The sequence below is a fragment of the Desulfosporosinus sp. I2 genome (assembly GCF_000960765.1).
Lineage (GTDB): Bacteria > Bacillota > Desulfitobacteriia > Desulfitobacteriales > Desulfitobacteriaceae > Desulfosporosinus.
On the sequence record NZ_JYNH01000021.1, the window covers coordinates 1 to 26,136 of the forward strand.

Consider the following 26,136-nt stretch of genomic DNA (forward strand, 5'->3'; position numbering starts at 1 on the left):
GTCTAAGGTAGTAGTTGTTGTTGCGGCAGAATTACTCTTTGATGTTCCACAACCGGTTGCTACCAACAAGATAAGGGTAACAAGAATAAACATATTAAATTTTTTCATTTTTTAACCTCCTCTGAAACTTCTAGGGTTTTGAGAAACTTAACTTCGAAACTCCTCTTTTATACAAGCAAAAAACCACCTCCGATAATGTCTTTGATAGATCTTTAATTGGCCACAATCTGACAACTTATCGTAATATTATAAGTTGTTACTTACTAAAGTATACCATATTTTATTACAAGAGGTCAATTTCTAAAGAGTATTGAGAAATGACTTGAGGGTTAATTGCTTTTAGGTAGATGATAAATGGGCAAATATTACAAGATAGGGGTTGACATTACCTTACTAACAACTTATGCTTACCAAAGAGGTTGCTAGTTAGAATTCCTTTAGCCTTCGGCTTATGATAACAAGGGGTCTGCACTATTCCTGTAAAAATATGAATTTAATAGACGAGGAGGAAGAAAAAGTGAATCAACAACGACAAACATTATGGCCTAACGTGAGTGACGAGCAATGGAATGATTGGCATTGGCAAAATGTCAAATCGGATTATAAATCACGAGGGATTACTCGAAGCTTATGTCTCTTTCCTCTGAGGAAGCAGAACAAATCAAGCGGTAGTCCTTGAAAATTTCCGTATGGCAATTACTCCTTACTACTTTTCCATGATCGATCCCAAGGATACTGAGTGCCCTATCAGAAAACAAGCAATTCCTTCAATCCACGAATTATCCAAATCCTCATGCGATTTAGAAGATCCACTGCATGAAGAAGCCGATTCACCTGTACCCGGACTGACACACCGCTATCCTGATCGTGTTCTGCTCCTAGTAACAGATCAATGCTCAATGTACTGCAGACATTGCACCAGAAGAAGAATGGCGGGACAAACTGATAAGGCTTTACCTCTGAATCGATTCAAGCTCGCCCTTGAATATATACGTTCCAATCCACAGATTCGTGATGTGTTGATATCCGGAGGAGATCCATTTGCCCTTTCTGATGAACGTTTGGAGTTTATCCTGTCCAATCTACGTTCCATTCCCCACGTTGAGATTATCAGGATCGGGACCAGGACCCCGGTAGTTCTTCCTATGCGTATTACGGATCACCTCATCCAGGTTTTGCAAAACCACCAACCGATCTGGGTTAATACACACTTCAATCATCCCCAAGAGCTTACCGTTGAATCCCGCAATGCCCTAAACAGACTGGCTAATGCTGGCATCCCGCTTGGGAACCAATCAGTTTTGCTTAAAGGAATCAATGATTGTCCTGTGATTATGAAAAAACTAGTTCATGAACTCGTAAAATGCAGGGTAAGACCCTACTATTTGTACCAATGTGACTTATCGAACGGCATTGAGCATTTTCGGACATCTGTTAGTACAGGTTTGGAAATTATTGAAATGCTCAGGGGGCATACCTCCGGGTTCGCTGTTCCTACCTTTGTTGTCGATGCCCCGGGCGGAGGTGGTAAAATTCCCCTGCAGCCTAACTATTTAATTTCACAATCTAGCGATAAAGTCATCCTACGTAATTATGAAGGTGTTATCAGCGTTTATCAGGAACCAGAAAATACAGCAAGCCGCTGTAAGTCTTGCTCAGATCCATGTGCTAACTCAAAAACCAACCAGATTGGTCTTGGCAAATTGCTTAAAGGTGATCGTATTAGTCTTATACCCCAAGGAAATATGCGACAAGAGAGAAGGAAAAAGGTTTCCGGAAGTTTCGGAGGTAGAGCAAATGCTTAACACGACGGGTCCTGTGAGTTTCTCAAGTACCATTACAGTGGATGATAAGAATAAACGGCTGGTTGTCAACGGCTATACCCAAGGAACTAAACCGGCTTTGTTCGGTAAACATGTAATTTATTTAGCATTAAAAAAGAAACTGGAAAAAATTTGGCTTTGGGCATTGCCGTCAGATGTTCCGGAGTTTTTACGATGCGGCTTTCGTACTGAGGGAAACCTCTTCCGTAACAACTATGAGGAATTTGCCGTTAGCCTTGCTTATTACGTCAGTGGGGCAAGAGGTCATTCCGATAAATTGCAATCAGAGAATGAGATTATCTATTCTGTTAGAACGGAACCTATTAATCAGTTGCAACGATTACCTCTCGAAATAGAGTTAAAACTCTTAGATGAATCCTTCTCTCAGCAAATAGCACAATTACTACCCCAGGTTTTTACAAGTTATCCCACGCCTGTGGAAGACCCCCAATATATTCGTTCGTTACTAAGGCAGGGGAATGTTTTTGCCGGAGCTTTCTCTCAAGGTAAGCTGATTGGTGTTGCAGCCGCTTACCCTGATCCAATACTTAACCGTTGCGAAATGACAGATTGTGCAATAATAGAAGAATACCAGGGGCATTCGCTGTCCGAACGGTTATTGCGGATTTTAGAATGTGAAGTTCAAAAGCAAGGCTCATTCAACTTATATAGTCTTGCACGCGCTCAGTCCTACGGAATGAACAGGGTATTTCACAAACTTGGGTATAGATATCAAGGCCGCTTAATTAACAATTGCCATATCGCCGGGTCCTATGAAGACATGAATCTCTGGGTTAGATAGGCAATTATGAATAATAAGATTATAGTTCCTGTGGATGCTTCTTCTCCTTCCAGACGTGCATTAACCTATGCTTTAGAGTTAGCCCGGAACACGGGCTCCAAGCTTACAGTGCTCTATGTTGATCAAATTATTCTACTTTACTATGGTGCCTTAGGCCCGGAAAGTCAGTATATCAAATTTCAAAAGCCTGACGCAGAAGACATCCTAAATAAAATATTAGCAGACATGGGTATCCAGTCAGATTCCATCAGCAAAAGAATTGTGACTGGCAATCCTGCCCCGTTGATTGTTACAGTTGCACTAGAAGAAAGAGCAAATCTTATTGTGATGGGCAGCAGGGGCTGCGGCTTCTTAACCGGCTTATTATTAGGAAGTGTCAGCCAATCGGTGATCAAACATTCACCCTGCCCCGTACTCATCGTAAAATGATATCGTGTATATAAAAAGTAATTTTGAGTTTAAATTGTTGATTGTATACTTAGCCTACAGAGTTGCAAAAGCTATAGATTATAAATATAATTTATAGAAAATGAAGTGGAAAACATGAAGGAGTAAGGATACATATGGCACTTGTAAATGAGAACTATTTAAAGTTATCTGGGAGCTATCTTTTTTCCGAAATCGCCCGTAGAGTTAGTCAATTTAAAGCAGACAATCCAGAGGCCGATATTATCCGACTGGGAATCGGAGATGTGACACGTCCCCTGCCACCCACAGTCATTGAGGCTATGCATAAGGGCGTCGAAGAGATGGGGAGTGCGGAAACCTTTCGAGGGTACGGTCCGGACCAAGGCTATCAATTTTTAATAGAAAAGATCATTGAAAATGATTTTATTCCTCGTGGAGTAGAACTCTCTGTCGACGAAGTCTTTATCAGTGATGGAGCGAAAAGTGATACAGCAAACTTCCAGGAGCTTTTTGGCGTTGAAAACATCATGGCGGTTACAGATCCAGTTTATCCAGTTTACGTTGATAGTAATGTCATGGCTGGACGGACAGGAAAGTTCGATAATGATAAGAAAAAGTATGAAACTATTGTGTATCTTCCTTGTACAGAGAAAAATGGCATGAAACCTTCCCTTCCTGAGACACATGTAGATTTGATCTATCTTTGTTTTCCAAATAATCCGACCGGCATGACACTCTCTAAAGAGGAACTGAAACGATGGGTGGAGTATGCTCGGGAAAATCGCTCTATCCTTTTGTTCGATGCTGCCTATGAAGCATTTATCCGAGAAGAGGGCGTACCGCATAGTATCTTTGAAATTGAGGGTGCTCGCGAGGTTGCAGTAGAGTTCCGGAGTTTTTCCAAGACTGCAGGTTTTACTGGGACCCGGTGCGCGTATACGATCGTTCCGAAGGAAGTCAAGGTTTATGATTCTAAGGGAGAGGCACATAGCCTTAACCATCTATGGCTCAGAAGACAAACGACTAAGTTCAATGGAGTGTCTTATCCTGTTCAAGTGGGAGCAGCAGCTATATTCTCGAATGAAGGAAAACAGCAGATCAAGGAAACTATTGATTACTATATGGAAAATGCTCGAATCATCCGAGAGGGCTTAATAGAGGCTGGTTATACCGTATTCGGTGGAGTCAATGCGCCCTATATTTGGATGAAGACCCCGAACAATATGGGCTCTTGGGAGTTCTTTGATAAATTGATCGAGAAGGCACATGTTGTAGGAACACCAGGCGCAGGCTTTGGGGCGAACGGAGAGGGATATTTCCGTTTAACCGCTTTTGGCACTCGTGAGAATACTCTTCAGGCGATAGAAAGGATTAAGAAAGTCCATAATGAATAACTAGAAATACTAAAAGTAAACGATTGTCCCCCAGAGAACTATCTTTTGTATTAAAAGCTAGAGTTATCCATCTATGATGGTGCCCTAGCTTTTGATTTAGGTTAGACGATTTTAGTTATTAAACACTCCAGTTTATTTGAAAAAATAAATTTAAACCTTGACAGGTGTTTTTAGGGAAATGTTGAATTATTGAATAGGTATGGAGATTCTTCCGAAAAGATTAGGACTCTAATTCAAAACCATTATTTTGGAATCAAACATACAATAACTATTAGTATGGGTGTCGGAGAATATCAACAAGATGAGAATATTGATCAAATATTAGGCAGAATAGATGAGGCGTTATTAAAAGCTAAATCTAAAGGGAGAAACAGGATGGAATCTTGTTGAAGGATCCCTAAAGAGATTGCTGACTTAAATAGATTAATTTATAGGAAGAAAGGATGAATATTTATGATTTCAACTAAAATGCAAGAGCAGATTAAAAACAGTTCTGTAATTCGAGCCATGTTTGAGGAAGGCAGAAGACTGTCAGAAATTTACGGAGCAGAAAATGTCTTTGATTTTAGCCTTGGAAACCCCAGTGTTGAACCACCTATCGAAGTAAATAATGCGATTTTGGAGATTCTACAGACTGAAAAGCTTATGAGCGTCCATGGGTATATGAATAATTCAGGTTATGAAGAAGTAAGAGCGGTGATTGCAAAGTCTATCAATGATAAATTTGGAACTGCTTTTACATTTAATAATATTCTTATGACGGTAGGCGCAGCTGGAGGTCTGAATGTTATTTTTAAAACGTTACTTAACCCTCAGGATGAGGTCATAACGTTTGCACCCTTTTTTGGTGAATACAGAGGCTATGTAAAAAACCATGAAGGTGAATTGGTGATAGTAGCTCCTAATACACTTGATTTTCAGCCTAATCTTGAAGATTTCAAACAGAAAATCACGTCTAAAACTAAAGCGGTGATTATTAATTCCCCCAATAATCCAACAGGAGTTATCTATTCAGAAGAAAACATTATCAAACTCTCAGACATACTAAGAGAGAAGCAAAAGGAATTTGGAACAGATATTTATCTCATTTCTGATGAACCATACAGAGAGCTTGCTTATGATAACAATGAAGTTCCCTATCTTTCAAAGTATTATGCAAATACAATTGTCGGGTACTCTTTCAGTAAGTCTCTTTCGTTACCCGGAGAAAGAATAGGGTATTTGGTAATTCCGGATCAGGCGGCGGATTATGAAAATATCGTTGCGGCAGCAAATATGGCCAATCGTATTTTAGGGTTTGTCAACGCTCCATCTTTATTCCAACGGGTAGTTGCTAAGTGCTTAAATGCAAAGGTGGATATTGATAGTTATAACAAAAATCGTGAATTAATTTATAAAAGTCTCTCCTCTTACGGCTACCAATGTATAAAACCCCAAGGCGCTTTTTACTTGTTTGTCAAAACCCCTATCGAGAATGATGCGGAATTTTGTGCTTTGGCCAAACAAAAAAATATTCTCATTGTTCCTGGTACAGCTTTTGGCTGTCCCGGCTATGTTCGAATTGCCTATTGTGTCGCTTATAAAACCATTGAAAAAGCATTGCCTGGCTTTAAGGCTTTAATTGATGAGGTTAAATAATAGTTGCCAACTGAGTATCAATGGTCAAATGATTCCCTATGAAGAACGAAGGAGCGCACGTTATCAAAGGATTACGCTGAGTGTTTTAGAGGATCGAGTTCGCATTTCAGTGCCTAAGAAGGTATCTTCCAAGCAATTGAAAGAATTATTAAACGCCAAACAAGAGTGGATCTTAAAACAATGGCTTTTTCAACAAGACTCGCTAAAACGCTCAGTGAACTTTATCGACGGAGAGCACTTCCTGTATAGGGGGAATACCATTGAACTGAAAATCATAAGACATCCGGGCCAAAGAAAGAAAGTTATTCTTGAAGGTCAGCTGCTTGAGGTTTATTTACCTTGGGATTCACCCGATGAAGACTGTGCGCAGAATATTAAGGCTGCGCTCATAGCGTGGTATAAATTCCAAGCGCGCAGGGTACTTGAGGACAAACTCAATAAGCAGGCGAAACAAATGCAGGTTACCTTCCAGGCCTTTCGACTGAAGGATCAGAAGACAAGCTGGGGGAGCTGTTCTAGTAAGAGAAACCTTAATTTTAATTGGCGGATTATTATGGCCCCTGATGCAGCATGCGATTACGTTATTATTCATGAACTAGCGCACTTAACCCACCTCAATCATTCTAAGCAGTTCTGGCAGAGAGTCGAAGCGTTTATGCCGGAATATGCACATTGGAAAAAATGGTTTAAAGATCATGGACAAGAATTAAGGTTCTAGCATAATGATTCTAGTTGACTCGAGTGGGTCAATTAGGTTAAAAGCCCTCCCTTTGTAGAATTGATCAGCTTAATTCTCAAGGGAGGGCTTCGTGTGTCTGTTCAGAACATAATTACCTTTCAGACATTAGAGGGGTTTAATATATTTATATTTATATTTACAAAAGGGTTATTAAGTGTTATATTGTTACCAAAGTAACAAAACTTAGTTAGAAAGGGGTTAATTAATTTGGAGAAAATCAAAGTAGAACGAGTTCAAACAGGGGTACGTATCGAAAAGAAAATTTTAAAAGTTCTAAAGGGACTAGCTGAATACCATGATCTTTCTTTAGGTGATTTAATTGAAGGAATCGTTCTGCATTCGTTCGAGGGCAAACAACCATTCAGTGAAGAGAGTTTACAAAAAATTAGCGAGCTTAAGAAAATATATGACTTAAATTTGAATGCAGATTCTAGTCACAATCTTATTGAGGAAAACGAAAAGAAAATCTAGGTTCTGAGTCACTACTTTAAAAGTCGGAGGAAGAAAACAGAGGAAGGGGCTAGCTCAGCTAGCCTCTTCCTCTGTTTAAACTTGGATAGGACCATGAGAAGGCCCACTTGTTCAATGCACGGTCCATTTTGACCAGGATATAAGGGGTTATAGACGGCATTTCTACAAGTTGATGGGTTGGTGTTCCGCTCGGAGAACATGTTTGAGTACTTTTCCGGAAGCGTTGCGTGGTAAAATATCTACAATACTTATAGAACGAGGAATCTTATAGTCGGCAAGCTTATCACGGCAGAAATCTCGAATATCAGTGAGTGTAAGATTTTCACCAGGTCGTGTAACGAGCTTGACCAGAATTGTTTCTCCCCAGTCTGAATGGGGGATGCCGATCACGGCTAAATCTAAGATGTTGGGATGTGTGCTTAAGACGTCTTCGATTTCTTTTGGATAGACATTAACTCCACCAGTAATGATCATATCTTTTTTACGATCCATTACCCAAATATACCCATCTTTATCTCGGCGGGCAATATCTCCTGTATAAAGCCAACCTGAACGGAGGACTTCAGCTGTGGCAGACGGATTATTGAGGTATCCAGACATTAGACTTTCCGATCGAATGATGATTTCCCCAGCCTCATCGGGAGTAGTATCTGTACCGTCTTCACGCACAATTCGGATTTCAGTATTGGTCGTGCCCCGACGTCCAATACTCCCTGTTTTTGTTCCATGTTCTTGAGGCCGGAGGGCGGAACCGTTGGGGCCAGCTTCAGTCAAACCGTAAACACCCATCCATTTTCCGGTTAATTTTGTCTGCCAATGTACAATCTGATCCGCACCGACAGATGCGCCGCCGTATACCCATACTTTCATGCTAGAGAGATCCCAATCTTGAAGATTGGGAATCCTAGAAATAAGTTGATAAACGACGGGGGCACCAAAAAAGTGAGTAGTTTTTTCATTTGCAGCGTAATCCAGAAGAGTTTGGGGGGTAAAATCACCAAGGGTAATCGAGGCACCTGACCAGAACGCTCCCCAAAGAAAAAGATTGAGCGGTGCGGAATGTGTCAAGGGCATGAGAATCAGGCAATTATCCCCGGCGTAAATCCCTGCTTCATAGGCCATAATTTTGGCTGCCGCCAGAATTGCTTGATGAGAGAGCATGACTCCCTTGGGTTGGCCCGTTGTACCGGATGTATAAAGGACCTCTGCGAGCTCAGAGCCTTCTGAATCGGAAGAATATAATTCATTTGTAGCAGCCACTTCAGATTGAAAAACTAAGTCGTCTTTTTTTCGATTATGTAGTGCAGAACTTATGTTAATAATGTTGAATCCCAATTGCTTCATTTCCATGGCAATACTGTTCATGCTCTCCTCATAGAGTAGCACGCAAATTCCTGCACTCGTGAGGATGTCCGATATTTCTCGACTTGTCAGACGAACATTTATTGGGATGGTTACTCCTTTAACTACCATCGTGGCAAGGAATCCCAAGACGAACTCGGGCCTATTAGGGGAAAGCAAAGCGATTTTCTCAGCACCTACCTCGTGGGATTGAATAAAGGACGCTAGCCAAAGCGCCTCAGAGTGTAGAGCTTTCCACGTCAATGTCAGGTCTTCAGGTGGATAACGTAATGCCGTTTGTTCCGGAAAGCTCCTAGCGTTTCTTTCAATGACGCGCCATAGTGTATCCATATTTTTCTCTCCTCTTAGCCGTTTTCTTTGGGACTTGCCTTGTTAGCATGGATTTTTGGAATAAGTAATGGGTTAGCTTCCTTGCACAGAAGTGGTATTAGGTGAACTAAGGGTTGATGTATACCAGTAACGACTTAACTAACTATATTAATATTATATGAATATTCTGACACAAGTTAACGTAAACGTCAACTATAACATCACTTCAGGTGTTGCTATCTGTACAAGGGTTCAAGAGTATTAGGTTGTTCATCCTGTGGATGAAACAGTCATGGTATTTCGACTACAAAACGGCCAATATGGAAAACCCACGGTCTATTCCGTTCCTGACATTATTCCAGTAGGGTTATTCGATGATTTTCTTATACCATTGACGACCTATGCAGCAGGACTAAGAGTAAGTGAAACGGCAAATTTAAGAGTTGGTGACATCGATAGTAAGTGAATGCAAATCAGGGTGCAACAAGGCAAAGTGAATAAGGAACGGTACACTATTTTAACCGAGATAAACCTTGCACTCTTAAGAAGGTACTGGGAGGAATATAGACCCAAGACTTGGCTGTTCCCCGGCAGTATATCAGAAACGAGGTGTCTGGAGATGTTTTACGATTTACATTGGTCTGAGAAACCGGCAGGCGGGATTCCCAAAGCTTGAACTAGTCTTGCCCAATAATTGACCTGCGCGGAAGTAGTAGCAAGTATAACCACTTCCCGTTCTGAAAAGAGTTTTGTTAGTTCGTGAATGAGCGTTGGAGGAAAAGAGATAGGAGTTTTTGAGATGCATTTGGCATATTCAATTGCGAGTTTTTCCCGTTCAGAAAAAGTATGTATTTTGTCTAAACCGATCCGTCCCTGGAGAACTTCCATTTCCTCAGTTGTAATGCCGTATTCCGCATATTCAAAGGAATTCATATCTATGCAGAATGGACAAGAGACTGAGAATGACGTCTGGAGTCTAACGATCTTCAGTAGTCTTTTATCCAAATCTTTTTTTCCATTAGCAACTAGTAATTCGAGGATCCCGGAACCAATGGCGGATTTTGGATACCAAGAAAGTAGTTTGGGGGGTAACAGGTCCTTACCCGTAACTCTCTTCGTAATCCAAATACCGAATTTCAAATAGAAAGGGATTTTTTGTGGCGGTTTTATAAAAGCACTCACATACAATCAACTCCGTTCCAAATCAAAACTTTCTTACAATTATACATCTTTAGTACCAACTTGGGGCCGGGATTTTGAATGTTTTACTTTGGGGAAGGCCTGTTCATCGTATAACCGAGGGTTTGCGACACTCTGCAAAGATAAAAGCGGTTGGGACGCGTCGTAAACCCTCGGGACGTTATAGGAAATGTCCATATCAGAGAATGTTTTTCACCCTTCGGTTCTATGTATTTTTTTTCTGAGGTTAAATGGAAAAAGACCCCTACGTGAGAGGTCTTACATATGTTTAAAGAAAAATTCCGTATACATTTCTTGAATTTTCAATAGATCATTGAAATTGGCTCTACCAATAAAGTGAATGAAATTTGATAACTTTAGAGGAACTGTCTTTGATACTCTTGCTGTTGACGGATACTTAAGATTTGCCTCTTTCCAATACTGAATAGGGGTATCATACCGATCAGTAGCTCTTGGATCATGTTTAGTGACTTTGGTTGAAAGAATTTGAGGCAAATCAACATTCAAAACTATTACTGGTCTCGGAAGAAATTGATTAGGATTTTCTTCAAAGGGGAAATTTACTAGCCATATTTCGCCTTCAGTAATCACTTTTGCCGCTTTAGCTCCTTATAGAGTTCGTCCCACTCATGTTCTTGTCGCCAAGGATCATCTTTTGTTATTACATATTCGCCATCAGAATTCTTTGGCCAATTTGCATCAGATAATTCTTGGATTTTATCACGATGTTGAGAAACAAAATCAGAAAATGAAGGTTTTTGAGTTTTATTCAAAGGAAGAGACATTTCATTTTCCTCCTTATTAACCTTATTCTTTTCTTCCTTATCCATATGATATCACCCCCTAAACAGTAGTTCAATATGTAGTATTCCCATAATTTGCAATTTAGCAGGAATAGATAAGGGATTGTAGAACTAAGTTCATAAGGTTAGTGAATGTTGTTCTTTGAAGTGTGGACACTTCGTATAACAGGATGTTGCGAAGCAAACTAGGAGGTAGGGTGAAATTATTAAAATGGAGGTTCAGTTATAAATACAGTTTGGGGACGTTTAGGGACTCCCGTCCATGGTCGTCTCTGAATCATGGGGCATGGTCTGCTGCCTAACAGAGGGTTTGCGACATCGGAGAGAATATGAATGTAGTAACCCGACTTCGCAAACCCTCGGGACGTTATATGAAATGTCCGATTTAGATAAAATAATAAAGCTCCCTGGTTAGAGGGGACTTTTAAGGTTATCCTCGGAAAACGTCATACCGCAGTAGAAGCATCTAAGAAATGGACAATGCCGATCAGAGAATGGCAAAGGTTGCTCTCCAGCATTACCCATTACGTTGCTACTAATTAAGCAAGTATTGTTGGAATTAATAAAAGCCCTTGCCAAGTTAATTAAAACTTGGCAAGGGCTGATTTAACTCTTTGGGTAAGGTAAGATTTACTATTGGGTTGCAGAAATTACCGGCAGGACTTACTTCAATTTGATGGTCAATACATATGCCAATTAGATACTTTGCACCTTAAAACGGAACGGCTTGCAAGTTCGTAGAGGCTTTCTTTTCTAGGTTGTCGGGTTATCATTCTGTTTACTGTGAAGTCGATGAAGTAATTGGTGAATATCCGAAACTTGAAGTTCTAGGCGGTGAAGATGTCTCTGGACGTCATCGATTTCCAGTTCAGCTTTATAGTTGATGGAAAAGTCGACCATTGCTTCATGTTTATCTCGGATTGCCTGACGGTTTTGGCTCATGATAATAAAGGGAGCTTGAAAGGCCGCCGTGAATGAAAGAATGAGGTTTAGAAGGATGAAGGGTGGGGCATCAAAGTGGGCCACTTGTGTAAGTTTTAAGGTATTCCAAATCATCCAAAAGGTGAGAAAGGTGGTGAAGATAATAATGAACTTCCAGCTTCCTGCGAAGAATGCGAATTTATCCGCCAGACGGTCTGAGAAGGTTGTTTCGCGGGAATTCTGAGCATTGAGCTGTGAGAGAATATGTCTCTTATAGTCCTCAACGAGTCGATCAATACGTTCCACATGAGTATGGTCAATAGGGGAGGACAAATCTCGTGATGGTGATGATTCTGGGCCATCTTTTAGAATCGACATATAGTGACACCTCTTTATACAATAAATTTATTAACGAGGAAAATAACAAAAGAGAATTTCACTATTTAGTATAACGTAGGTGGAATGATAATAATCGTTCCATATCAATGGCTTAAGAAAAATGGCAAGTGCAGAGCGAATTTAATGGTTATTTTACCACTTAATAGGTAGGTCCTATTTTGTAAATTCCAAACTCTCGATAGCCTAAGCTTTCTGCTTTGGTTCTTCGTCCATTGGCCACAGCGATAATTTCCTCGAAAATACGGTGCCCGACTTGCTCGATGGTTTCTTCACCTGAAATAATGCTGGATGCATCAAGGTCCATGTTGTCTTCCATCATTTGATAAGTCCGAGCATTGGCTGTGATTTTAATGACGGGTGCAATGGGGGAACCAGTTGGGGTACCGCGTCCTGTAGTAAAGATCACGACGGTTGCGCCACCAGCGAGCATACCAGTGATCGAATCAATATCTTGACCGGGACTATCCATGATGTAAAGACCTTTGCCTTGAGGAATTTCACCATAATTAAGAACATCTTGAATGGGAGCATGCCCCGCTTTATAAATACACCCTAAGGATTTCTCTTCAATCGAACTGAGCCCACCGGCAATGTTGCCTGGGGTGGGTTGGCCTTCGCGAAGGTCAACGTTTAAGAGCTTGGCCCGATTTTCGCAGGCATGGACAATTTTAAATAGTTTTTCGGCAATGTCGGTCGATTTAGCACGACGAGCAAGGACATGTTCTGCTCCAATGAACTCCGTTGTTTCAGACAACATGACGTTACCTCCGGCAGCCACTAACAAGTCCGCGGCAATGCCTGAGGCTGGGTTTGACGCTAAACCAGAGGTGAAGTCAGACCCTCCACATTCAATAGCCAGGCTTAATTCACAAGCATCGATCTTTTCGGGTTGAAGATGGGCAACTTGGCGGACCAATTTAGCAACTTTGCTTAAGCCTTCTGCTTCAGTTTTTAGGGTTCCACCAATTTCTTGAATGATAACGACTTCAACGGGCTTACCGGATGCGGCGATTTCGGCGGCGGTTTCTCGGATGGGAACCCCTTCGCAGCCAAGTCCGACTACAAGGACTGCAGCCACATTTGGATTTTTGCCAAATCCGATTAAGGTTCGGACTGTTTGTTCGTGATCGGCCCCGATTTGACAGCAACCGTGTTGATTGGGAAGCGCAACAGCTTCTGGAATTTGGGCGGCAATATTTGAAGCGACGGTGCTCGCGCAGACGGAAGTAGGGATAATTAAGATGTGATTACGAATTCCAACTTTTCCATCCGGTCGACGGTAACCTAAAATTTTCAAAGGTTTTTCCTCCTTCTGTCCTTTTGGCCTATTTTCCCACTTGAACAGTTTATCAGGTCTTTATGACCTCCACTTTAATAAGCGGGTGTGGATTCTTCATAAAACTTCAGGTCACAGGGCTAGATACTTTCGTTCTGAAGTATCAATAATGTGTGCTGAATAGTTTACTGGTCTTTGCGGCCGCGTTGGGTTTCCATGTTGTGAATGTGCACATGTTGCCCAGGCAGTATTAAGGTAGTGGCCACCCCGATGCTTTCAGCATATTTGAGGATATCTTCCCCAATTCTTATTTCTTGAATGGCAACTTTGTGGCCGAGCGGGATATCTTGCAATAATTGAACGGATCGCTCGGATTGGCCCACTGAAAAATGGATGATCTTATTTGCTGATAAATCATCGACAACTGTAGCTACGTTGTCTTTAGGGTTTATTACAACTGCTTGTTTTTCCAAGAGATTCCCTCCTATTTATGGTAATCATGTTTATGTGGGGTTATTATACGGTGTTATAGGTCATTAACAAATAAGCCTTATTATAGAATATCTGAAACAGTGGTAATTTGTAAATAAGGATTTTGCTTGAGTCTTCAAATAGCTACTAATGAAAGGGGATATGATATAAAATGATTAAATGTTAACTTATTAGACTGGGTTGACTGTATTTGAGAAGGATAAATGGAACGCTAACTAGAAGTAATAGATTCGTTCATTAATTTAGATTAACGACTTCATAAAGAAGTCGGATTGGGGAAAGAAGGGTGTAAATTGCTTACGGTAAACCAGTTAGTTGAGGAATTTAGTTTTGAGGTTCTGGCTGGACATGTGGGGTTAGATAAAGAAATCACGGAGTATAGCTTAAAACGTCCAAGTGCCGAATTAGCTGGTTATTTAAAGCATTTGACTCCTAAACGGATTCAAATTTACGGGAGGACCGAGTTGGGGTTACTCCAACAATATGATATTTCAACGCGTCGCGCAAAGATTTCTCAAGTGATGATTTCAGAAGTACCTTGTGTGATTATCACTCGGAATTTAACACTTCCCCTCGATTTCATTGAACTAGCCAGTGAACGAAAGATTCCACTTTTGACGACTCATCGTTCGGCTACCCAACTTTTCTATCTGTTGATCCGTTACCTTATTAACCAATTAGCTCCCAGTACGATTGCAAATGGTGTGTTAGTGGATATATACGGGGTTGGGGTTTTGATCACTGGTGAAAGTGGAATTGGGAAAAGTGAGGCAGCTTTAGAGCTTATAAAAAATGGGCATTTACTGGTTGCTGATGATATCGTGAGAGTTCGACGGGTGGATGAGGAGAGATTGCTAGGTACCGCTCCAGCACGGATTCGGCATTTACTTGAGTTGCGGGGCTTAGGAATTTTAGATGTGACAACGTTGTTTGGAGCAGGTTCAGTGAGAGACGAAAAAGTTATACAGTTTATTGTTCATTTGGAGGAATGGCAGCCGAATAAGATCTATGATCGCTTAGGTATTGATCCGTCAAAAACACGAGAGATATTAGGGATTTCGATTCCTGAAATAACAGTTCCCGTCCGGCCCGGGCGTAACCTCGCTACGATTATTGAAGTAGCTGTTATGCAAAATAGGACTCAATCTGCTAAGAGCAAAACGCACCTCCGCCTTAGAGATATGTAATGAATGAACATAACCAAGTCATTGAGGAAAGAGAAGAAACGTGTTCAATCGTTAGTAAACTTGTGAAGTTTAAGATTTTTTGTAATCAAATCACAGGGAGCCCAATACATTTAGGTGAAATTATCGGCTTTGAGTGCGGGTCTTATAGTACAAGTTGTTTATCAAAATGCCATTATCGAAGGATGCTGGATGATTTTTAAAATGGGGTGTAACAAACTGGAAAATATGTTTGTTACACCCCTAAATCTTTATTCATTATAATACTCGTTTAGCGCCGACATAGGCTGATTTCCAATAGGTTCCCAACGTATAGATGGTTACACCTTTAGAACTCGCAGCGTTAATAAATTGTCCATTACCTATATAGATTCCATCGTGATCAACGACTCCATTTTTACCCAACGAGAAAAAGACTAAATCGCCGGGCTGCAGATTACTAAAGGAGACTGAAGTTCCGACTTTATACTGATCCCGTGACACTCTTGGAAGGCTAATGCCATTTTTAGCAAAAACATATTGCACAAAACCAGAACAGTCAAAGCCTGCAGGGGTCGTTCCTCCAAATACATACTTGACGCCGATATATTGTTGACTAGTCGCAATAATGGCACTGGCTTTTCCAGATTGCGAAGTTGATGTGCTGGATCTGGAAGGTTGTGTTTGTGCCTTTTTAACTGGCGTGCTTGTCTTAGGCTGAGAAGCAGGCACTGGGTTCGAAGTGGGGGGATTGGTGGTGCTTGCCTCTGGAGTGGGAGTCGGTGTTTCTGGTACCTTCGTATCTACATTGGCCAAAACTTCATTTGCTGCTTGAATTTCTGGAGTGATTTGATCACTTGTAATTGTGGCAGGAAACGTTGTGATTATTGACACAAATAAGAATGCAGAAATAATGGTGCCAAGGATAGGGGTTATGGTTTTACTATAAATCTTGGTCATATTCTTCATCCTTTCATTGTTGTTATTTATCCAAGACCTAGGGTTATTGGTTTTAACCGACAACCCAATAATGTATCCTGAAGTTGTTTCCTAGTATAAGGGATAAAGACTAGTTTGTCCTTGGTAATTTGTGGCATAGATTAAAAATAGATAATAAGTTCTGCTATTTTTGTAAACAATGATTAGTGTATCTTAAAAAAGTCTGATAAGTATTTCAGTCATTTTTTAAAGGCCGTTCACATAGGAGTAAGAAAGAAAAAGGGGGAGAGATCAGTATGAAAGATCTTATCAAAAAAGGGCTTTCTTTGGGTTTAGGACTGGCTGTGGTAAGCAAAGAACAGATCGAAAAGCTGGTGGATGAGTTAGTTAAAAAGGGAGAAGTTTCTACAGCTGAATCGAAGGATCTTATTCAAGAGTTGTTTGATAAAGGGGAAACAGAGAGGAAACAAATCAATGAGCGTTTTCGAGAACAGTTTGATCAGCTTTTAAAAGACCTCAATATACCTAAAAAAGCAGATTTAGAACGTTTGGAACAACGGATACAAGCCTTAGAAGAGCAAATTCGAGACAAATCTTAAGATTAGATCAAAACAAAAGGATCTGCCAAACTCACTGGTTTTATAAGTTGGTAGTTCGTGGTTTAAGTGTTCAGTCGGATGTGGAAGCTCATATTCAAAACATGAGCTTCGTTTCGTATTCGAACCACGAACTACAACCTCGAATAGAAGGGGACGTCATTAGATGATTGGGAAACGAATACGCCATATTAAACGATATAGAGATGTCGCTAAAGTCCTAGCTCGCCACGGGTTTGGTTATATTGTGGAAGAGATGGGACTTTTACATATGCTTTCCTTACCGAAACGACTTTTCACTGATACTGAAAAGGTTGATCCTTTATCAACTGGTGAGCGAATTCGCCAAGTGATTGAGGAACTGGGTCCGACCTATGTTAAAATCGGACAAATTGCAAGCACTCGAGCGGATATTATCTCTGAAGAAATCCTTCAGGAACTAGAAAAACTTCAGGATAATGTGCCATCCTTCTCCTTTGCGGAGGTGGCTCGAATTATCGAACAAGAACTTGGTTCTTCAATCGAGGCTAATTTTTCGATATTTGATGAAAAAGCCATTGCAGCAGCGTCGATTGGTCAGGTTCATCGTGCTCAGTTACGAACCGGTGAACACGTAGCGGTTAAGGTGCAGCGCCCCAATATTAAGGCGATGATCGAAACGGATCTGGAAATTCTTCTGGACTTAGCAACGTTAGCTGAACACCGTATGCCGCGGATGGAACGCTTGCAACTACGGGAAGTAGTAGAGGAGTTTTCTAAGTCCCTTCGCAATGAGCTGGACTATACTATTGAAGCCAGAAACGCTGAGAAAATTGCCAAGCAATTTAAAGACAATCATACAGTTCATATACCCACTATTTATTGGGATTACTCGACACGTACCGTTCTTACGATGGAATTTGTAGAGGGGATAAAGCTTAATGACTTTGAGTCGATTGCAAAGATGGGGTTCGACCGAAAGGTTATGTCGGAACGCCTTGTTCGTGCTCTCTTCCATCAGGTTTTAATTGAAGGGTTTTTCCACGCTGACCCACACCCTGGAAATATCTTTTTTTTGCGTGATGGTACAATTTCACTGATTGATTTTGGGATGGTTGGGAGACTCACTCAAGATATGAAGCATAATTTTGCTTCCATGGTGATCGCTATGATGCGCCAGAATACTGAAGGTATGATTCAAGCAGTGCTTCGAATTGGAATCGTTCCCGATGAAGTTAACCTCCCACGTCTGACCGATGAAGTAGATCAATTGAGGGAGAAGTATTTGGACGTTCCGATGAGTCGAATCAGCTTAGGCGAAGCAATTAGCGACCTATTCAAGGTCGCCTTTCGTCATCACATTCGTATTCCTTCAGATTTTACGTTATTAGCAAAGTGTTTGTTAATTCTTGAGGGGATTGTGGAAAAGTTGGATCCCGAACTAAGCATTTTGGATATGGCGGAACCGTTTGGAATCCAACTAATAAAGGAACGTTACCGACCTAGTACGATTGCAGGCAGGATTTGGCATAACATTACGGATTACAGTGATTTGCTGGTAAGTATGCCAAAACAAATGAAAGAGCTCATAAGAGACTTGTTGCGAGGGCGAATTCACCTAGAAGTGAGTGTTCCAGAACTCGATCTTTTTCTAAGAAAATTAGATACGATCTCCAATAGGATTTCCTTTAGTATTGTCTTACTTTCCTTCAGTATCGTGATGATGGGTCTGATTATTGCTTCTGCCTTGGCGCCTCAACCTATTTTGCTTTGGCATATCCCTGCTATTGAAATAGGGTTTATCCTAGCAGGAATTATGTTACTTTGGTTGTTTATCTCAATTTTTAAATCGGGTAAGTTTTAGAACTCCATTGGGCAACCTAGTTTTGAGGTGAAAAAGGTGACAAGACAATTTATCCCTTCCCGTGTTTTTTATGAGCCAAGTGCTCTTCATTATCCTTTAGGGACAAATTTAGTAGAACGTTTCCGAAAAATGGGGATCCCAGTGAGCGAAACGGCCTCTCATAATCGAGTGACTGGGATCCCCGGTAAAAGCCCGACAGAAATGTATCGAGAGGCCAAGCGAACCTTGGTCATCGGCGTGCGTCGTAGTGAAACGTTTCAATCGTGTAAACCGTCTGCTCATTTTCAGTTACCTTTAGTTACAAGTTGTCCAGGTATGTGTGAATATTGCTATTTAGCAACAACCTTAGGAAAAAAGCCCTATGTAAGGGTTTATGTCAATCTTGAAGAGATCTATAAGATAGCTTCTAACTTAATTCAACAACGGCTTCCAGAGATCACACGCTTCGAAGGTGCCGCTACTTCAGATCCACTTCCAGTGGAAGGGTATACGGGTGCTTTAAAGCAAACCATTGAATATTTCGGACAGACGGCCCGGGGCCGGTTTCGATTTGTCACGAAGTATACGGAAGTAGAAGATTTGCTTGATGCTAAACATGAAGGGCATACTCGCTTTCGATTTAGTTTGAACTGTGCTGAGGTTGTGGCTCAGTATGAACATTTAACCCCTCCCCCCGAAGCGAGAATTAGTGCAGCAGGTAAAGTGTTAGCAGCAAACTATCCCTTAGGCTTTATTATTGCTCCCATTTTTCGTTTTCCGGGATGGCAAGAAGCTTATCAGAGGCTCATGGAGAAATCAGCCCTAGAATTAGCTAAAAGGGCCCCGTCTGGTTGGTCATCAGAGCAATTAACCCTTGAATTTATCTCTCATCGGTTTACAGCCAAGGCAAAAGCCACTATTTTGGACGTCTTTCCAAACTCCTCATTACCTATGGCCGAGGAACAAAGAAAATTTAAGTATGGACAGTTTGGTTACGGAAAATATGTCTACCAACCGGAAGATATCGAAGAAATGAGAGTATTCTTCGAAGAACAAGCCAGGAGTTACTTTCCTAGGGCTCAGGTGGAGTATTTTATCTAAGTATCAATCACGATCACATAAACTTCGATCGGCCCATGGACTCCAATCGATAAATCCATTTCGATGTCCGAAGTTCGGCTGGGACCGGAAATCATTTCGATGGCTGAGGGAGGGCTTCCTAACGCAGAAACTTCTTCTAGCACCTCACTAAGGTTGTCTCGAAGTTTGGAGGCTTCTATAAAAGCCAGATGTCGAGGCGGAAGTAGACTTACGGCGCGGCCACGTTGGGCGCTACTATTAGTCACAATGGTTCCTGAAAGTGCTATTCCCCAATCAGCGCCTGTGATGCCGAGTTCGGCTTGGGCCGCGATTGAGTAACGTTCGCGAGGGTCCGGAGCCGCCATAGTGTATCGGGCAAGGGGCCAGTTTAGCGTTGAAAAGGCGGTCTCAGCTAAGGTTGGCAGACTATCCCATGCTAAGATGGCTTGAGGATTGTCTTTAATCCAGCTTAAGGGGAGATCCCCAAACCACTCTTTAAGGCAGCTTACGGTTTGGTCTTCTGTTTTGACAATGACTCCTTTGCCTCCAAGCTCTTGCCAATTGTGTAAAAATATAGTGCTTCGTTCTCCTGGGTTAGATAAACGATATTGTGGGACGTGGAAATCAATCAGTGGGGGTGGAACGGTAGGGGTGGAACGTCCTAACTTGGACGCCAGTTGGCTGATGAAATCATTAGCGTTAGTCAATACTCTCACCTCATATCTCAATTATGATCTATTCTGATGATTTACGGTTAAGCTTCAAGTCGGCCCAGACTTGCATAAAGGATTTGGGAGCGACCATTGGAAGAGTCCGGCTTTTAGTCCAGTTGGAAAGCGGCGGGGGACCACCTGTGATTCGTCCATTTCGGACGAAAGGAAATTGTAAGCGAGAGCCTAGACGAAGTGCCCTGCGCAAAGTCTTTTCATGCGTGAAAAAGTAGCGATAAGCTTTAAAGATTTGTTGTTCAATTTGAGGGGTGTGTCCACTGATCGTTTTGCGGGCCCGTAGTTTTACTAAAAGATCATGGAGCGGGATGTGTACGGGGCAGGCCTCGGAGCAAGCGCCACAAAGAGAGGAGAAGAAGGGGAGGTGTCCCCATTTTTCCCAGTTCTTTTCTAAAAGCGGTGTAATCACAGAGCCGATCGGGCCTGAATAAACTGAGCCGTAGGCGTGTCCTCCAATTTGGCGGTAGACGGGGCAAACATTAAAGCAGGCTCCGCAACGAATGCAGTTCAAGGCGGGTCGGAAGGTCTTATCTCCTAGAATTTCCGAGCGGTTATGATCAAGGATCACAAGATGAAATTCCTCAGGACCATCTGATTCCGTGCTTTGTCTTGGAGGAGTAAGGATGGTGGTGTAGCTGGAAAGACGTTGACCCGTTGCACTCCGAGCCAGGAGATTGAGCATTACGTCCAGTTCTCGGAACGAGGGTACAATCCGTTCCATACCCATCAGCGTAATTTGCACACGTGGCAGAGTACTGACCATCCTGCCGTTTCCTTCATTAGTCACCATAACAATGCTCCCAGTATTAGCAACAGCGAAGTTACAACCTGTGATCCCAATATCTCCGCGCAGAAATTGTTCGCGCATTCGAACACGGACAAAGCGGGTAAGCGTAGGGGTGTCAGAGCTTAAGGTATGGCCAGCAATAGGTTCAAATAAATCAGCCACTTGCTGACGTGTTTTATGCATGGCAGGGACAATAATGTGTGAGGGGGGCTCTCCTGCAATTTGGATGATATATTCCCCGAGGTCTGTTTCGACACTCAGAACCCCATCCGCCTGCAGAAAATGGTTAAGGTAAATTTCTTCGGAGATCATTGATTTTGATTTAATAACGTTTTTGGCGTCATGCTTTTGAACTATGTCGCGGACAACGGCGACGGCATCCTCCGGAGTTTTGGCAAGATGAACCTGTACCCCTCGTTTTTCAGTTTGCTGGATCAATTGCTGTAAGTAATAATCGAGATTTTCAATCACATGACTACGAATGCTTGCTCCTGCATTACGCCATTCTTCCCAAGAACCCAATTCATCTGTGGCTTTATATTTGTTATGTCGCAATCGATCTGTAGCTCTACGTGTGGCTTGCCGTAAAAAATTATTGGCGAGGGCTGCATCCACGCGTTGATCAACGCTAGAATTGTACATAGTCATGGCTTCATTCCCTCCCCTAGCAACTGAATGATGTGCATAGTCTTAACTGGCTTATTAATTTTTTCTAGGTATCCGGCAATATTCATGAGACAACCCATATCGATTCCAAGCAGTAAATCTGCTCCTGATGCGAGCACGTGATTGGCTTTTTCAGCAACCATTGCTTCGGAGATTTTAGGCATTTTTACGGAGAACGTCCCACCAAACCCACAACACAGTTGGGCTTCGGCTAGGGGAAGCAGTTCCAAACCTTGAACATGTTCCAGAAGCTTATAGGGGGCTTCGTCTACTCCCAAGAGGCGGGTAGCGTGGCAGGAGGGATGATAAGTTGCTTTAATAGGATACTTAGCACCTAGATCGGGTTTTTTTAAGACATCCACTAGAAATTGAGTAAATTCATAGCTTTTCTTAATGAGCTCCTCTGACTTCTTCAAGTAGACTGGTTCTTTTTCAAAAAGGAACGGGTAATAGTGATGAATCATTGCAATGCATGACCCACTGGGACTTACCACAATCTCACTTCGTTCAAACGAATGAATTAACGTGCGGGCGACTTCTCTAGCATCATCAATATAACCTGAATTAAAGGCAATTTGACCGCAACAGGCTTGCCCTTCAGGCACGTCAACGCTATGTCCTAGGTATTTTAGAATCTTGGCCATTGTAAGATCAACGCCTGGATAAAAGGCATTTGTGAGACAGGTCGCAAAGAGGGAAACCTTCATATAACACCATCCCTTCAATTAAAAGAGTCACTGGGGTAGTACTAATAGTATTTCCTATTCGAGGCGTTTTTGATGCGAGAAGAGCAGTTTTACGCTATAAAAAAGAGAAGCTATTGGTTTATAAAGCCATAGCTTCTCTTTTAGTGAACTAGCCAAGGATCGGCACGTTGGGTTCACTGTACCAAAGAGAAATGACGGTCGCAGTACCCGTGCTCTGTGTGAGGTTGATCACGTTAATCCAACTGTTGTCTTGTAACCACTGATTGACTTCCTTTTCTAAAATTCGAGGATCTGGAGAACTAAAAATCTTGACCTTCATGGTACTTCGTCCTTTCCCTACTATCGTGAGACCGAGGTTTCTCTCAATAACTTAGATCTTCCTATCATACGTTAGACAGCTTGGTTGTCAAGTTGCTCGTTAAGAGGTTATCTCAATGCATAAATCCAAAATTTTTATGCCAAAATCCACAAAGGTTCTGAAAACTCTATTTATTTTTTGGAAAGGCTATGATATTATAGACGTAATGAATGACCATTCATTCGATAAAACTTTAATTTGAAGAGGTGAGGTGTAGATTCTATGGAAACGCAGCGCGAGGGAAAATTCCAAAGGATTCTCGATGCTGCTGTTGAAGCCATTTCAGAATCAGGATACCATCAATGCCAAGTAAACAAGATTGCCCGATTAGCTGGAGTTGCCGATGGCACAATCTACTTATACTTTAAAAGTAAAGAGGAAGTCCTTATTCGAGTCTTCCAAGAACGCATGGGTGATTTTATCGCCTATATGCGTCATGAACTCTTGGAATGTGAGACGACAAAAGCCCGTTTGCGAACAATTGTTAGGACCCATTTTTCATATATGGAACAGAATCGGTCCTTAGCCATTGTCAGTCAATTGGAGCTTAGGCAGTCCGACCCGCGGATTCGTTCTGCGATTAATGTCATAATATTAGATTACTTTAGCCTGATTGAGGGGGTGATCCTGCAAGGAATTCAGAGTGGGGAAGTTCCCGATACTGATTTGCGAGTGGCTCGTCAGATGATCTTTGGATCCTTAGATGAGGCCACTACGGATTGGGTAATGGCTCGTAGTCCACGAACCCTCACGAGTGGTGTAGAGCCTATGTTAGCACTGTTTGAAGGCGCACTTCGGTTACGTTAAAACCGAACAAGATAAGACGAGGTGCTGTTGAAACGAAACGAGAGGAGGATGGAAATGCAGATTCATAAAGTAGCGGTGATAGGGTCAGGTGTGATGGGAGGGACCATTGCAGCGCATTTGGCCAATGCAGGAATCCCAAGCTTATTGTTGGATATTGTCCCTTCCAAACTATCTGCCAAAGAAGAAGCAGCCGGATTGACCCTGGAGGACCGTAAGGTTCGTAATAGTATTGCACTAACCAATAAAGCTAAATTGTTAAAAATGAATCCTGCCCCATTTTTAGTCCCAGAGTTTGCTGATCGGATTGAGGTCGGAAATTTAAGCGATGATTTAGGCCGTTTAAGTGAAGTGGACTGGGTAATTGAGGTGGTTGTAGAACGCCTTGATATCAAACAAGATCTCTTTAAAAAAGTAGCTGCCCACGTTCGACCGGGTACGATTGTTACCTCTAATACCTCGGGAATCTCCTTAAAATCCATGGTGGAGGGTTTACCAGAGAGCTTTACGCGGTATTTCTTAGGGACACACTTCTTTAATCCCCCACGCTATATGAAACTCTTAGAAATAATTCCCGGTCCCAATACAGACCCAGAAATTATTACGTTTCTTGCCGAGTTTGGCGAGAGGGTTTTGGGCAAAGGGGTTGTCTTAGCCAAAGATACACCCAATTTCATTGCCAATCGTATTGGCGTGTTTGGCTTAGCGGTAACACTCCAAGAAATGCTCCGTTCCGGCTTGACCGTTGATGAAGTGGATGCTCTTACTGGACCTGTCATGGGACGTCCGAAGAGTGCTTCCTTCAGAACTGTTGATCTAGTCGGGTTGGATACCTTCATCCATACGGCTAATACAGTAGCTGTCGGAGTACCTTCGGAAAAAGAAAATTTCACACTACCTGAATTCATGCAAACGATGCTGACCAATGGTTGGCTAGGAGATAAAACTAAGCAAGGGTTTTATAAGAAATCTAAAGGTCCCCAAGGTAAAGTCATTGAGGTGCTCGATCCTCATACCATGACCTATGTTCCTAAAAAGGCCGTCAAGTTTGCTTCTTTAGATAAGGCGAAAGCAGCAGGAGGTCTAACTGAAAAAAATTCGTACTCTGGTCAGCGGCAAAGATGCCGGGGCTGACTTTTCTTGGAGTGTTTTAAAGCCCGTTTTGCTCTATGCTGCGACGATTGCCAAAGACATTGCGGATAACATTTCCGGCATCGACGAAGCCATGCGCTGGGGTTTTAACTGGGAAATGGGACCGTTTGAACTTTGGGATGCCCTAGGGGTTAAAGTAATCGCAGATCGTGTAGTTGCCGAAGGGGGAAAACTTCCTCCTCTAGTTGAAGAAGTATTAGCCACAGGGAACGGACGCTTCTATCAAAAGAGCGAATCGGGTCAAGTTTCGTATTTTGAAGCGGGTCAGTATCTCCAAAAAGCGGTAAATCCTTATGCTTTCTCCTTTAAGCAAGCCCATAAACAAGGTAAAGAAATCTTTGGCAATGCTGGGGCAAGCCTGATGGATCTGGGAGATGGTGTAGCTTGCTTGGAATTTCATTCTCCGAATAATTCCATCGGCGCGGACATCGTTACCATGGTCCAAAAATCGCTGGTTGAAGTGGAAAAGAACTACTTGGGAATGGTCATCGGCAATCAAGGCAAGAATTTCTGTGTAGGTGCAAACCTGATGCTGATTCTTCTTGAGGCTGAAGAGGAAAACTGGGATGAAATTGATCTCATGATTCGGGCTCTGCAAAACGAAATGATGGCTATAAAATATGCCAAGAAACCAGTGGTCGCAGCGCCCTTTGGAATGACTCTTGGTGGTGGAGCAGAGATTTGCTTGCACTCCCATGCCATTCAAGCATCTTCTGAGTTATATATGGGACTCGTTGAACTGGGCGTTGGCTTAATTCCTGGTGGTGGTGGTACTAAAGAAATGGCAGTTCGTGCTATGGAGGGTGTACTACCTGGGATTCAAGTATCACCAGATTATTTCTTTGCTAAACGTTTTGAAGCGGTGGCGATGGCTCAAGTTTCAAATAGCGCAGAAAAGGCTCGTCAGCTTGGTTTCTTACGTAATTATGATCGCTACAGTATGAACCCGGATCATGTTATTTTGGATGCTAAGGCTCGAGTGATTGACCTAGCTCGCAACTTCAGACCCAATTTACCTACAAAGGTCAAAGTCGGAGGGCCTGGTGTCCGAGCCACATTAGAGCTAGCTCTTCATGGTATGCGTGAAGGAAATTATATCTCGGAATATGATCAACATCTTGGCAACAAACTTGCCTTTGCTATGAGCGGTGGAGATCGTCCAGCCGGTATGCTTGTAGAGGAACAGTATTTGTTAGACCTCGAACGAGAGGCATTTATGAGCCTAGTAGGAGAACCAAAAACTCAAGATCGCATCCGCCATATGCTCGCCAAAGGCAAGCCATTACGGAATTAAGGG

At 42.1% G+C, this 26,136-nt stretch carries 24 protein-coding genes and 2 pseudogenes; 14 read left to right on the plus strand and 12 right to left on the minus strand.

The window, feature by feature from the left end; translation table 11 throughout:
- Positions 1 to 517: 517 nt before the first annotated feature.
- The 7 genes and pseudogenes from ablA (at position 518) to UF75_RS07545 (ending at position 7,275) form a co-directional block, all read left to right on the plus strand.
- Positions 518 to 1,805 (plus strand): annotated as a pseudogene (ablA, locus tag UF75_RS07510) (lysine 2,3-aminomutase).
- Positions 1,798 to 2,625: a putative beta-lysine N-acetyltransferase gene (gene ablB / locus UF75_RS07515; RefSeq protein WP_045573988.1), complete on the plus strand. Its 828-nt coding sequence runs from the start codon at positions 1,798 to 1,800 to the stop codon at positions 2,623 to 2,625. The pseudogene ablA and the gene ablB overlap by 8 nt, the downstream one beginning before the upstream one ends.
- 6 nt (positions 2,626 to 2,631) lie before the next feature.
- On the plus strand, positions 2,632 to 3,054 hold the full coding sequence (locus tag UF75_RS07520) for a universal stress protein (RefSeq protein ID WP_045573989.1): 423 nt from the start codon (positions 2,632 to 2,634) through the stop codon (positions 3,052 to 3,054).
- Between the two features lie 134 nt (positions 3,055 to 3,188).
- Entirely contained in the window at positions 3,189 to 4,427 is a 1,239-nt protein-coding gene (locus UF75_RS07525) for an LL-diaminopimelate aminotransferase (RefSeq protein ID WP_045573990.1), read from the plus strand.
- A 453-nt stretch (positions 4,428 to 4,880) separates the two neighbouring features.
- Entirely contained in the window at positions 4,881 to 6,065 is a 1,185-nt protein-coding gene (locus tag UF75_RS07535; RefSeq protein ID WP_045573992.1) for a pyridoxal phosphate-dependent aminotransferase, read from the plus strand.
- Positions 6,052 to 6,783, plus strand: a complete 732-nt coding sequence (locus UF75_RS07540) for a SprT family zinc-dependent metalloprotease (protein ID WP_052693069.1) — start codon at positions 6,052 to 6,054, stop codon at positions 6,781 to 6,783. Before UF75_RS07535 ends, UF75_RS07540 begins: the two co-directional genes overlap by 14 nt.
- A gap of 228 nt (positions 6,784 to 7,011) precedes the next feature.
- Complete coding sequence (locus UF75_RS07545; RefSeq protein WP_045573993.1) at positions 7,012 to 7,275, plus strand: hypothetical protein; 264 nt, start codon at positions 7,012 to 7,014, stop codon at positions 7,273 to 7,275.
- 162 nt (positions 7,276 to 7,437) lie between these two features.
- On the opposite strand, the gene UF75_RS07550 is transcribed toward UF75_RS07545, so the two are convergent.
- A complete protein-coding gene (locus UF75_RS07550; RefSeq protein ID WP_045573994.1) occupies positions 7,438 to 8,967 on the minus strand; it encodes an AMP-binding protein in 1,530 nt (509 codons plus the stop codon).
- A gap of 271 nt (positions 8,968 to 9,238) precedes the next feature.
- Between UF75_RS07550 and UF75_RS28990 the strand changes: the two genes are divergently transcribed.
- Positions 9,239 to 9,412 carry a hypothetical protein gene (locus tag UF75_RS28990; RefSeq protein ID WP_197079346.1) on the plus strand — a complete coding sequence of 58 codons (174 nt, stop codon included), beginning with the start codon at positions 9,239 to 9,241 and terminating at the stop codon, positions 9,410 to 9,412.
- A gap of 158 nt (positions 9,413 to 9,570) precedes the next feature.
- Here the strand turns inward: UF75_RS28990 and UF75_RS07555 are convergent, their stop codons facing one another.
- From UF75_RS07555 to UF75_RS07580, 6 genes are all read right to left on the minus strand, one after another.
- Entirely contained in the window at positions 9,571 to 10,128 is a 558-nt protein-coding gene (locus UF75_RS07555; protein WP_242860161.1) for a carboxymuconolactone decarboxylase family protein, read from the minus strand.
- Positions 10,129 to 10,404: 276 nt separating this feature from the next.
- The gene (locus UF75_RS07560; protein ID WP_045573996.1) at positions 10,405 to 10,737 is read right to left on the minus strand and encodes a type II toxin-antitoxin system PemK/MazF family toxin; all 333 of its coding nucleotides are present in this window, start codon (positions 10,735 to 10,737) and stop codon (positions 10,405 to 10,407) included.
- On the minus strand, positions 10,734 to 10,976 hold the full coding sequence (locus UF75_RS07565; RefSeq protein WP_045573997.1) for a hypothetical protein: 243 nt from the start codon (positions 10,974 to 10,976) through the stop codon (positions 10,734 to 10,736). The genes UF75_RS07560 and UF75_RS07565 overlap by 4 nt, the downstream gene beginning before the upstream one ends.
- A gap of 726 nt (positions 10,977 to 11,702) precedes the next feature.
- Positions 11,703 to 12,248, minus strand: coding sequence for a DUF1003 domain-containing protein (locus UF75_RS07570; RefSeq protein WP_045573998.1), 546 nt, complete (start codon positions 12,246 to 12,248; stop codon positions 11,703 to 11,705).
- A 160-nt stretch (positions 12,249 to 12,408) separates the two neighbouring features.
- Positions 12,409 to 13,566, minus strand: a complete 1,158-nt coding sequence (locus tag UF75_RS07575; RefSeq protein WP_045573999.1) for a UxaA family hydrolase — start codon at positions 13,564 to 13,566, stop codon at positions 12,409 to 12,411.
- A gap of 164 nt (positions 13,567 to 13,730) precedes the next feature.
- Positions 13,731 to 14,018 carry a UxaA family hydrolase gene (locus UF75_RS07580; RefSeq protein WP_045574000.1) on the minus strand — a complete coding sequence of 96 codons (288 nt, stop codon included), beginning with the start codon at positions 14,016 to 14,018 and terminating at the stop codon, positions 13,731 to 13,733.
- Positions 14,019 to 14,330: 312 nt separating this feature from the next.
- Here UF75_RS07580 and hprK point away from each other — a divergent pair, with 312 nt between their 5' ends.
- On the plus strand, positions 14,331 to 15,224 hold the full coding sequence (gene hprK, locus UF75_RS07585) for an HPr(Ser) kinase/phosphatase (RefSeq protein ID WP_045574001.1): 894 nt from the start codon (positions 14,331 to 14,333) through the stop codon (positions 15,222 to 15,224).
- Between the two features lie 255 nt (positions 15,225 to 15,479).
- Here the strand turns inward: hprK and UF75_RS07595 are convergent, their stop codons facing one another.
- Entirely contained in the window at positions 15,480 to 16,169 is a 690-nt protein-coding gene (locus UF75_RS07595) for a C40 family peptidase (RefSeq protein WP_045574027.1), read from the minus strand.
- Positions 16,170 to 16,435: 266 nt separating this feature from the next.
- Here UF75_RS07595 and UF75_RS07600 point away from each other — a divergent pair, with 266 nt between their 5' ends.
- The 3 genes from UF75_RS07600 (at position 16,436) to splB (ending at position 19,658) form a co-directional block, all read left to right on the plus strand.
- A complete protein-coding gene (locus UF75_RS07600; protein WP_045574003.1) occupies positions 16,436 to 16,738 on the plus strand; it encodes an ATP synthase subunit B in 303 nt (100 codons plus the stop codon).
- A 163-nt stretch (positions 16,739 to 16,901) separates the two neighbouring features.
- Positions 16,902 to 18,578 carry an AarF/UbiB family protein gene (locus tag UF75_RS07605; RefSeq protein ID WP_045574004.1) on the plus strand — a complete coding sequence of 559 codons (1,677 nt, stop codon included), beginning with the start codon at positions 16,902 to 16,904 and terminating at the stop codon, positions 18,576 to 18,578.
- 36 nt (positions 18,579 to 18,614) lie between these two features.
- Entirely contained in the window at positions 18,615 to 19,658 is a 1,044-nt protein-coding gene (gene splB / locus UF75_RS07610; protein WP_045574005.1) for a spore photoproduct lyase, read from the plus strand.
- Here the strand turns inward: splB and UF75_RS07615 are convergent.
- From UF75_RS07615 to UF75_RS28995, 4 genes are all read right to left on the minus strand, one after another.
- Complete coding sequence (locus UF75_RS07615; protein WP_045574006.1) at positions 19,655 to 20,344, minus strand: lactate utilization protein; 690 nt, start codon at positions 20,342 to 20,344, stop codon at positions 19,655 to 19,657. The genes splB and UF75_RS07615 overlap by 4 nt on opposite strands.
- Positions 20,345 to 20,372: 28 nt before the next feature.
- Positions 20,373 to 21,800 carry a LutB/LldF family L-lactate oxidation iron-sulfur protein gene (locus tag UF75_RS07620; protein WP_045574007.1) on the minus strand — a complete coding sequence of 476 codons (1,428 nt, stop codon included), beginning with the start codon at positions 21,798 to 21,800 and terminating at the stop codon, positions 20,373 to 20,375.
- On the minus strand, positions 21,797 to 22,525 hold the full coding sequence (locus UF75_RS07625) for a (Fe-S)-binding protein (RefSeq protein WP_045574008.1): 729 nt from the start codon (positions 22,523 to 22,525) through the stop codon (positions 21,797 to 21,799). Before UF75_RS07625 ends, UF75_RS07620 begins: the two co-directional genes overlap by 4 nt.
- Positions 22,526 to 22,673: 148 nt before the next feature.
- Positions 22,674 to 22,844, minus strand: coding sequence for a hypothetical protein (locus UF75_RS28995; RefSeq protein WP_197079347.1), 171 nt, complete (start codon positions 22,842 to 22,844; stop codon positions 22,674 to 22,676).
- Positions 22,845 to 23,105: 261 nt separating this feature from the next.
- Here UF75_RS28995 and UF75_RS07630 point away from each other — a divergent pair, with 261 nt between their 5' ends.
- Both UF75_RS07630 and UF75_RS07635 read left to right on the plus strand, forming a co-directional pair.
- Positions 23,106 to 23,690, plus strand: coding sequence for a TetR/AcrR family transcriptional regulator (locus UF75_RS07630; RefSeq protein WP_045574009.1), 585 nt, complete (start codon positions 23,106 to 23,108; stop codon positions 23,688 to 23,690).
- Between the two features lie 54 nt (positions 23,691 to 23,744).
- Positions 23,745 to 26,133: pseudogene (locus UF75_RS07635) on the plus strand (3-hydroxyacyl-CoA dehydrogenase NAD-binding domain-containing protein).
- Positions 26,134 to 26,136: the final 3 nt, after the last annotated feature.

Excerpts from the sequence above, each read along its gene's own strand:
- ablB (WP_045573988.1), top strand. The coding sequence starts at position 1,798 with ATGCTTAACACGACGGGTCCTGTGAGTTTCTCAAGTACCATTACAGTG.
- UF75_RS07520 (WP_045573989.1), top strand. The coding sequence starts at position 2,632 with ATGAATAATAAGATTATAGTTCCTGTGGATGCTTCTTCTCCTTCCAGA.
- UF75_RS07525 (WP_045573990.1), top strand. The coding sequence starts at position 3,189 with ATGGCACTTGTAAATGAGAACTATTTAAAGTTATCTGGGAGCTATCTT.
- UF75_RS07535 (WP_045573992.1), top strand. The coding sequence starts at position 4,881 with ATGATTTCAACTAAAATGCAAGAGCAGATTAAAAACAGTTCTGTAATT.
- UF75_RS07540 (WP_052693069.1), top strand. The coding sequence starts at position 6,052 with ATGAGGTTAAATAATAGTTGCCAACTGAGTATCAATGGTCAAATGATT.
- UF75_RS07550 (WP_045573994.1), bottom strand. The coding sequence starts at position 8,967 with ATGGATACACTATGGCGCGTCATTGAAAGAAACGCTAGGAGCTTTCCG.
- UF75_RS28990 (WP_197079346.1), top strand. The coding sequence starts at position 9,239 with ATGGTATTTCGACTACAAAACGGCCAATATGGAAAACCCACGGTCTAT.
- UF75_RS07565 (WP_045573997.1), bottom strand. The coding sequence starts at position 10,976 with ATGGATAAGGAAGAAAAGAATAAGGTTAATAAGGAGGAAAATGAAATG.
- UF75_RS07570 (WP_045573998.1), bottom strand. The coding sequence starts at position 12,248 with ATGTCGATTCTAAAAGATGGCCCAGAATCATCACCATCACGAGATTTG.
- UF75_RS07595 (WP_045574027.1), bottom strand. The coding sequence starts at position 16,169 with ATGAAGAATATGACCAAGATTTATAGTAAAACCATAACCCCTATCCTT.
- UF75_RS07600 (WP_045574003.1), top strand. The coding sequence starts at position 16,436 with ATGAAAGATCTTATCAAAAAAGGGCTTTCTTTGGGTTTAGGACTGGCT.
- UF75_RS07605 (WP_045574004.1), top strand. The coding sequence starts at position 16,902 with ATGATTGGGAAACGAATACGCCATATTAAACGATATAGAGATGTCGCT.
- UF75_RS07620 (WP_045574007.1), bottom strand. The coding sequence starts at position 21,800 with ATGACTATGTACAATTCTAGCGTTGATCAACGCGTGGATGCAGCCCTC.
- UF75_RS07625 (WP_045574008.1), bottom strand. The coding sequence starts at position 22,525 with ATGAAGGTTTCCCTCTTTGCGACCTGTCTCACAAATGCCTTTTATCCA.
- UF75_RS28995 (WP_197079347.1), bottom strand. The coding sequence starts at position 22,844 with ATGAAGGTCAAGATTTTTAGTTCTCCAGATCCTCGAATTTTAGAAAAG.
- UF75_RS07630 (WP_045574009.1), top strand. The coding sequence starts at position 23,106 with ATGGAAACGCAGCGCGAGGGAAAATTCCAAAGGATTCTCGATGCTGCT.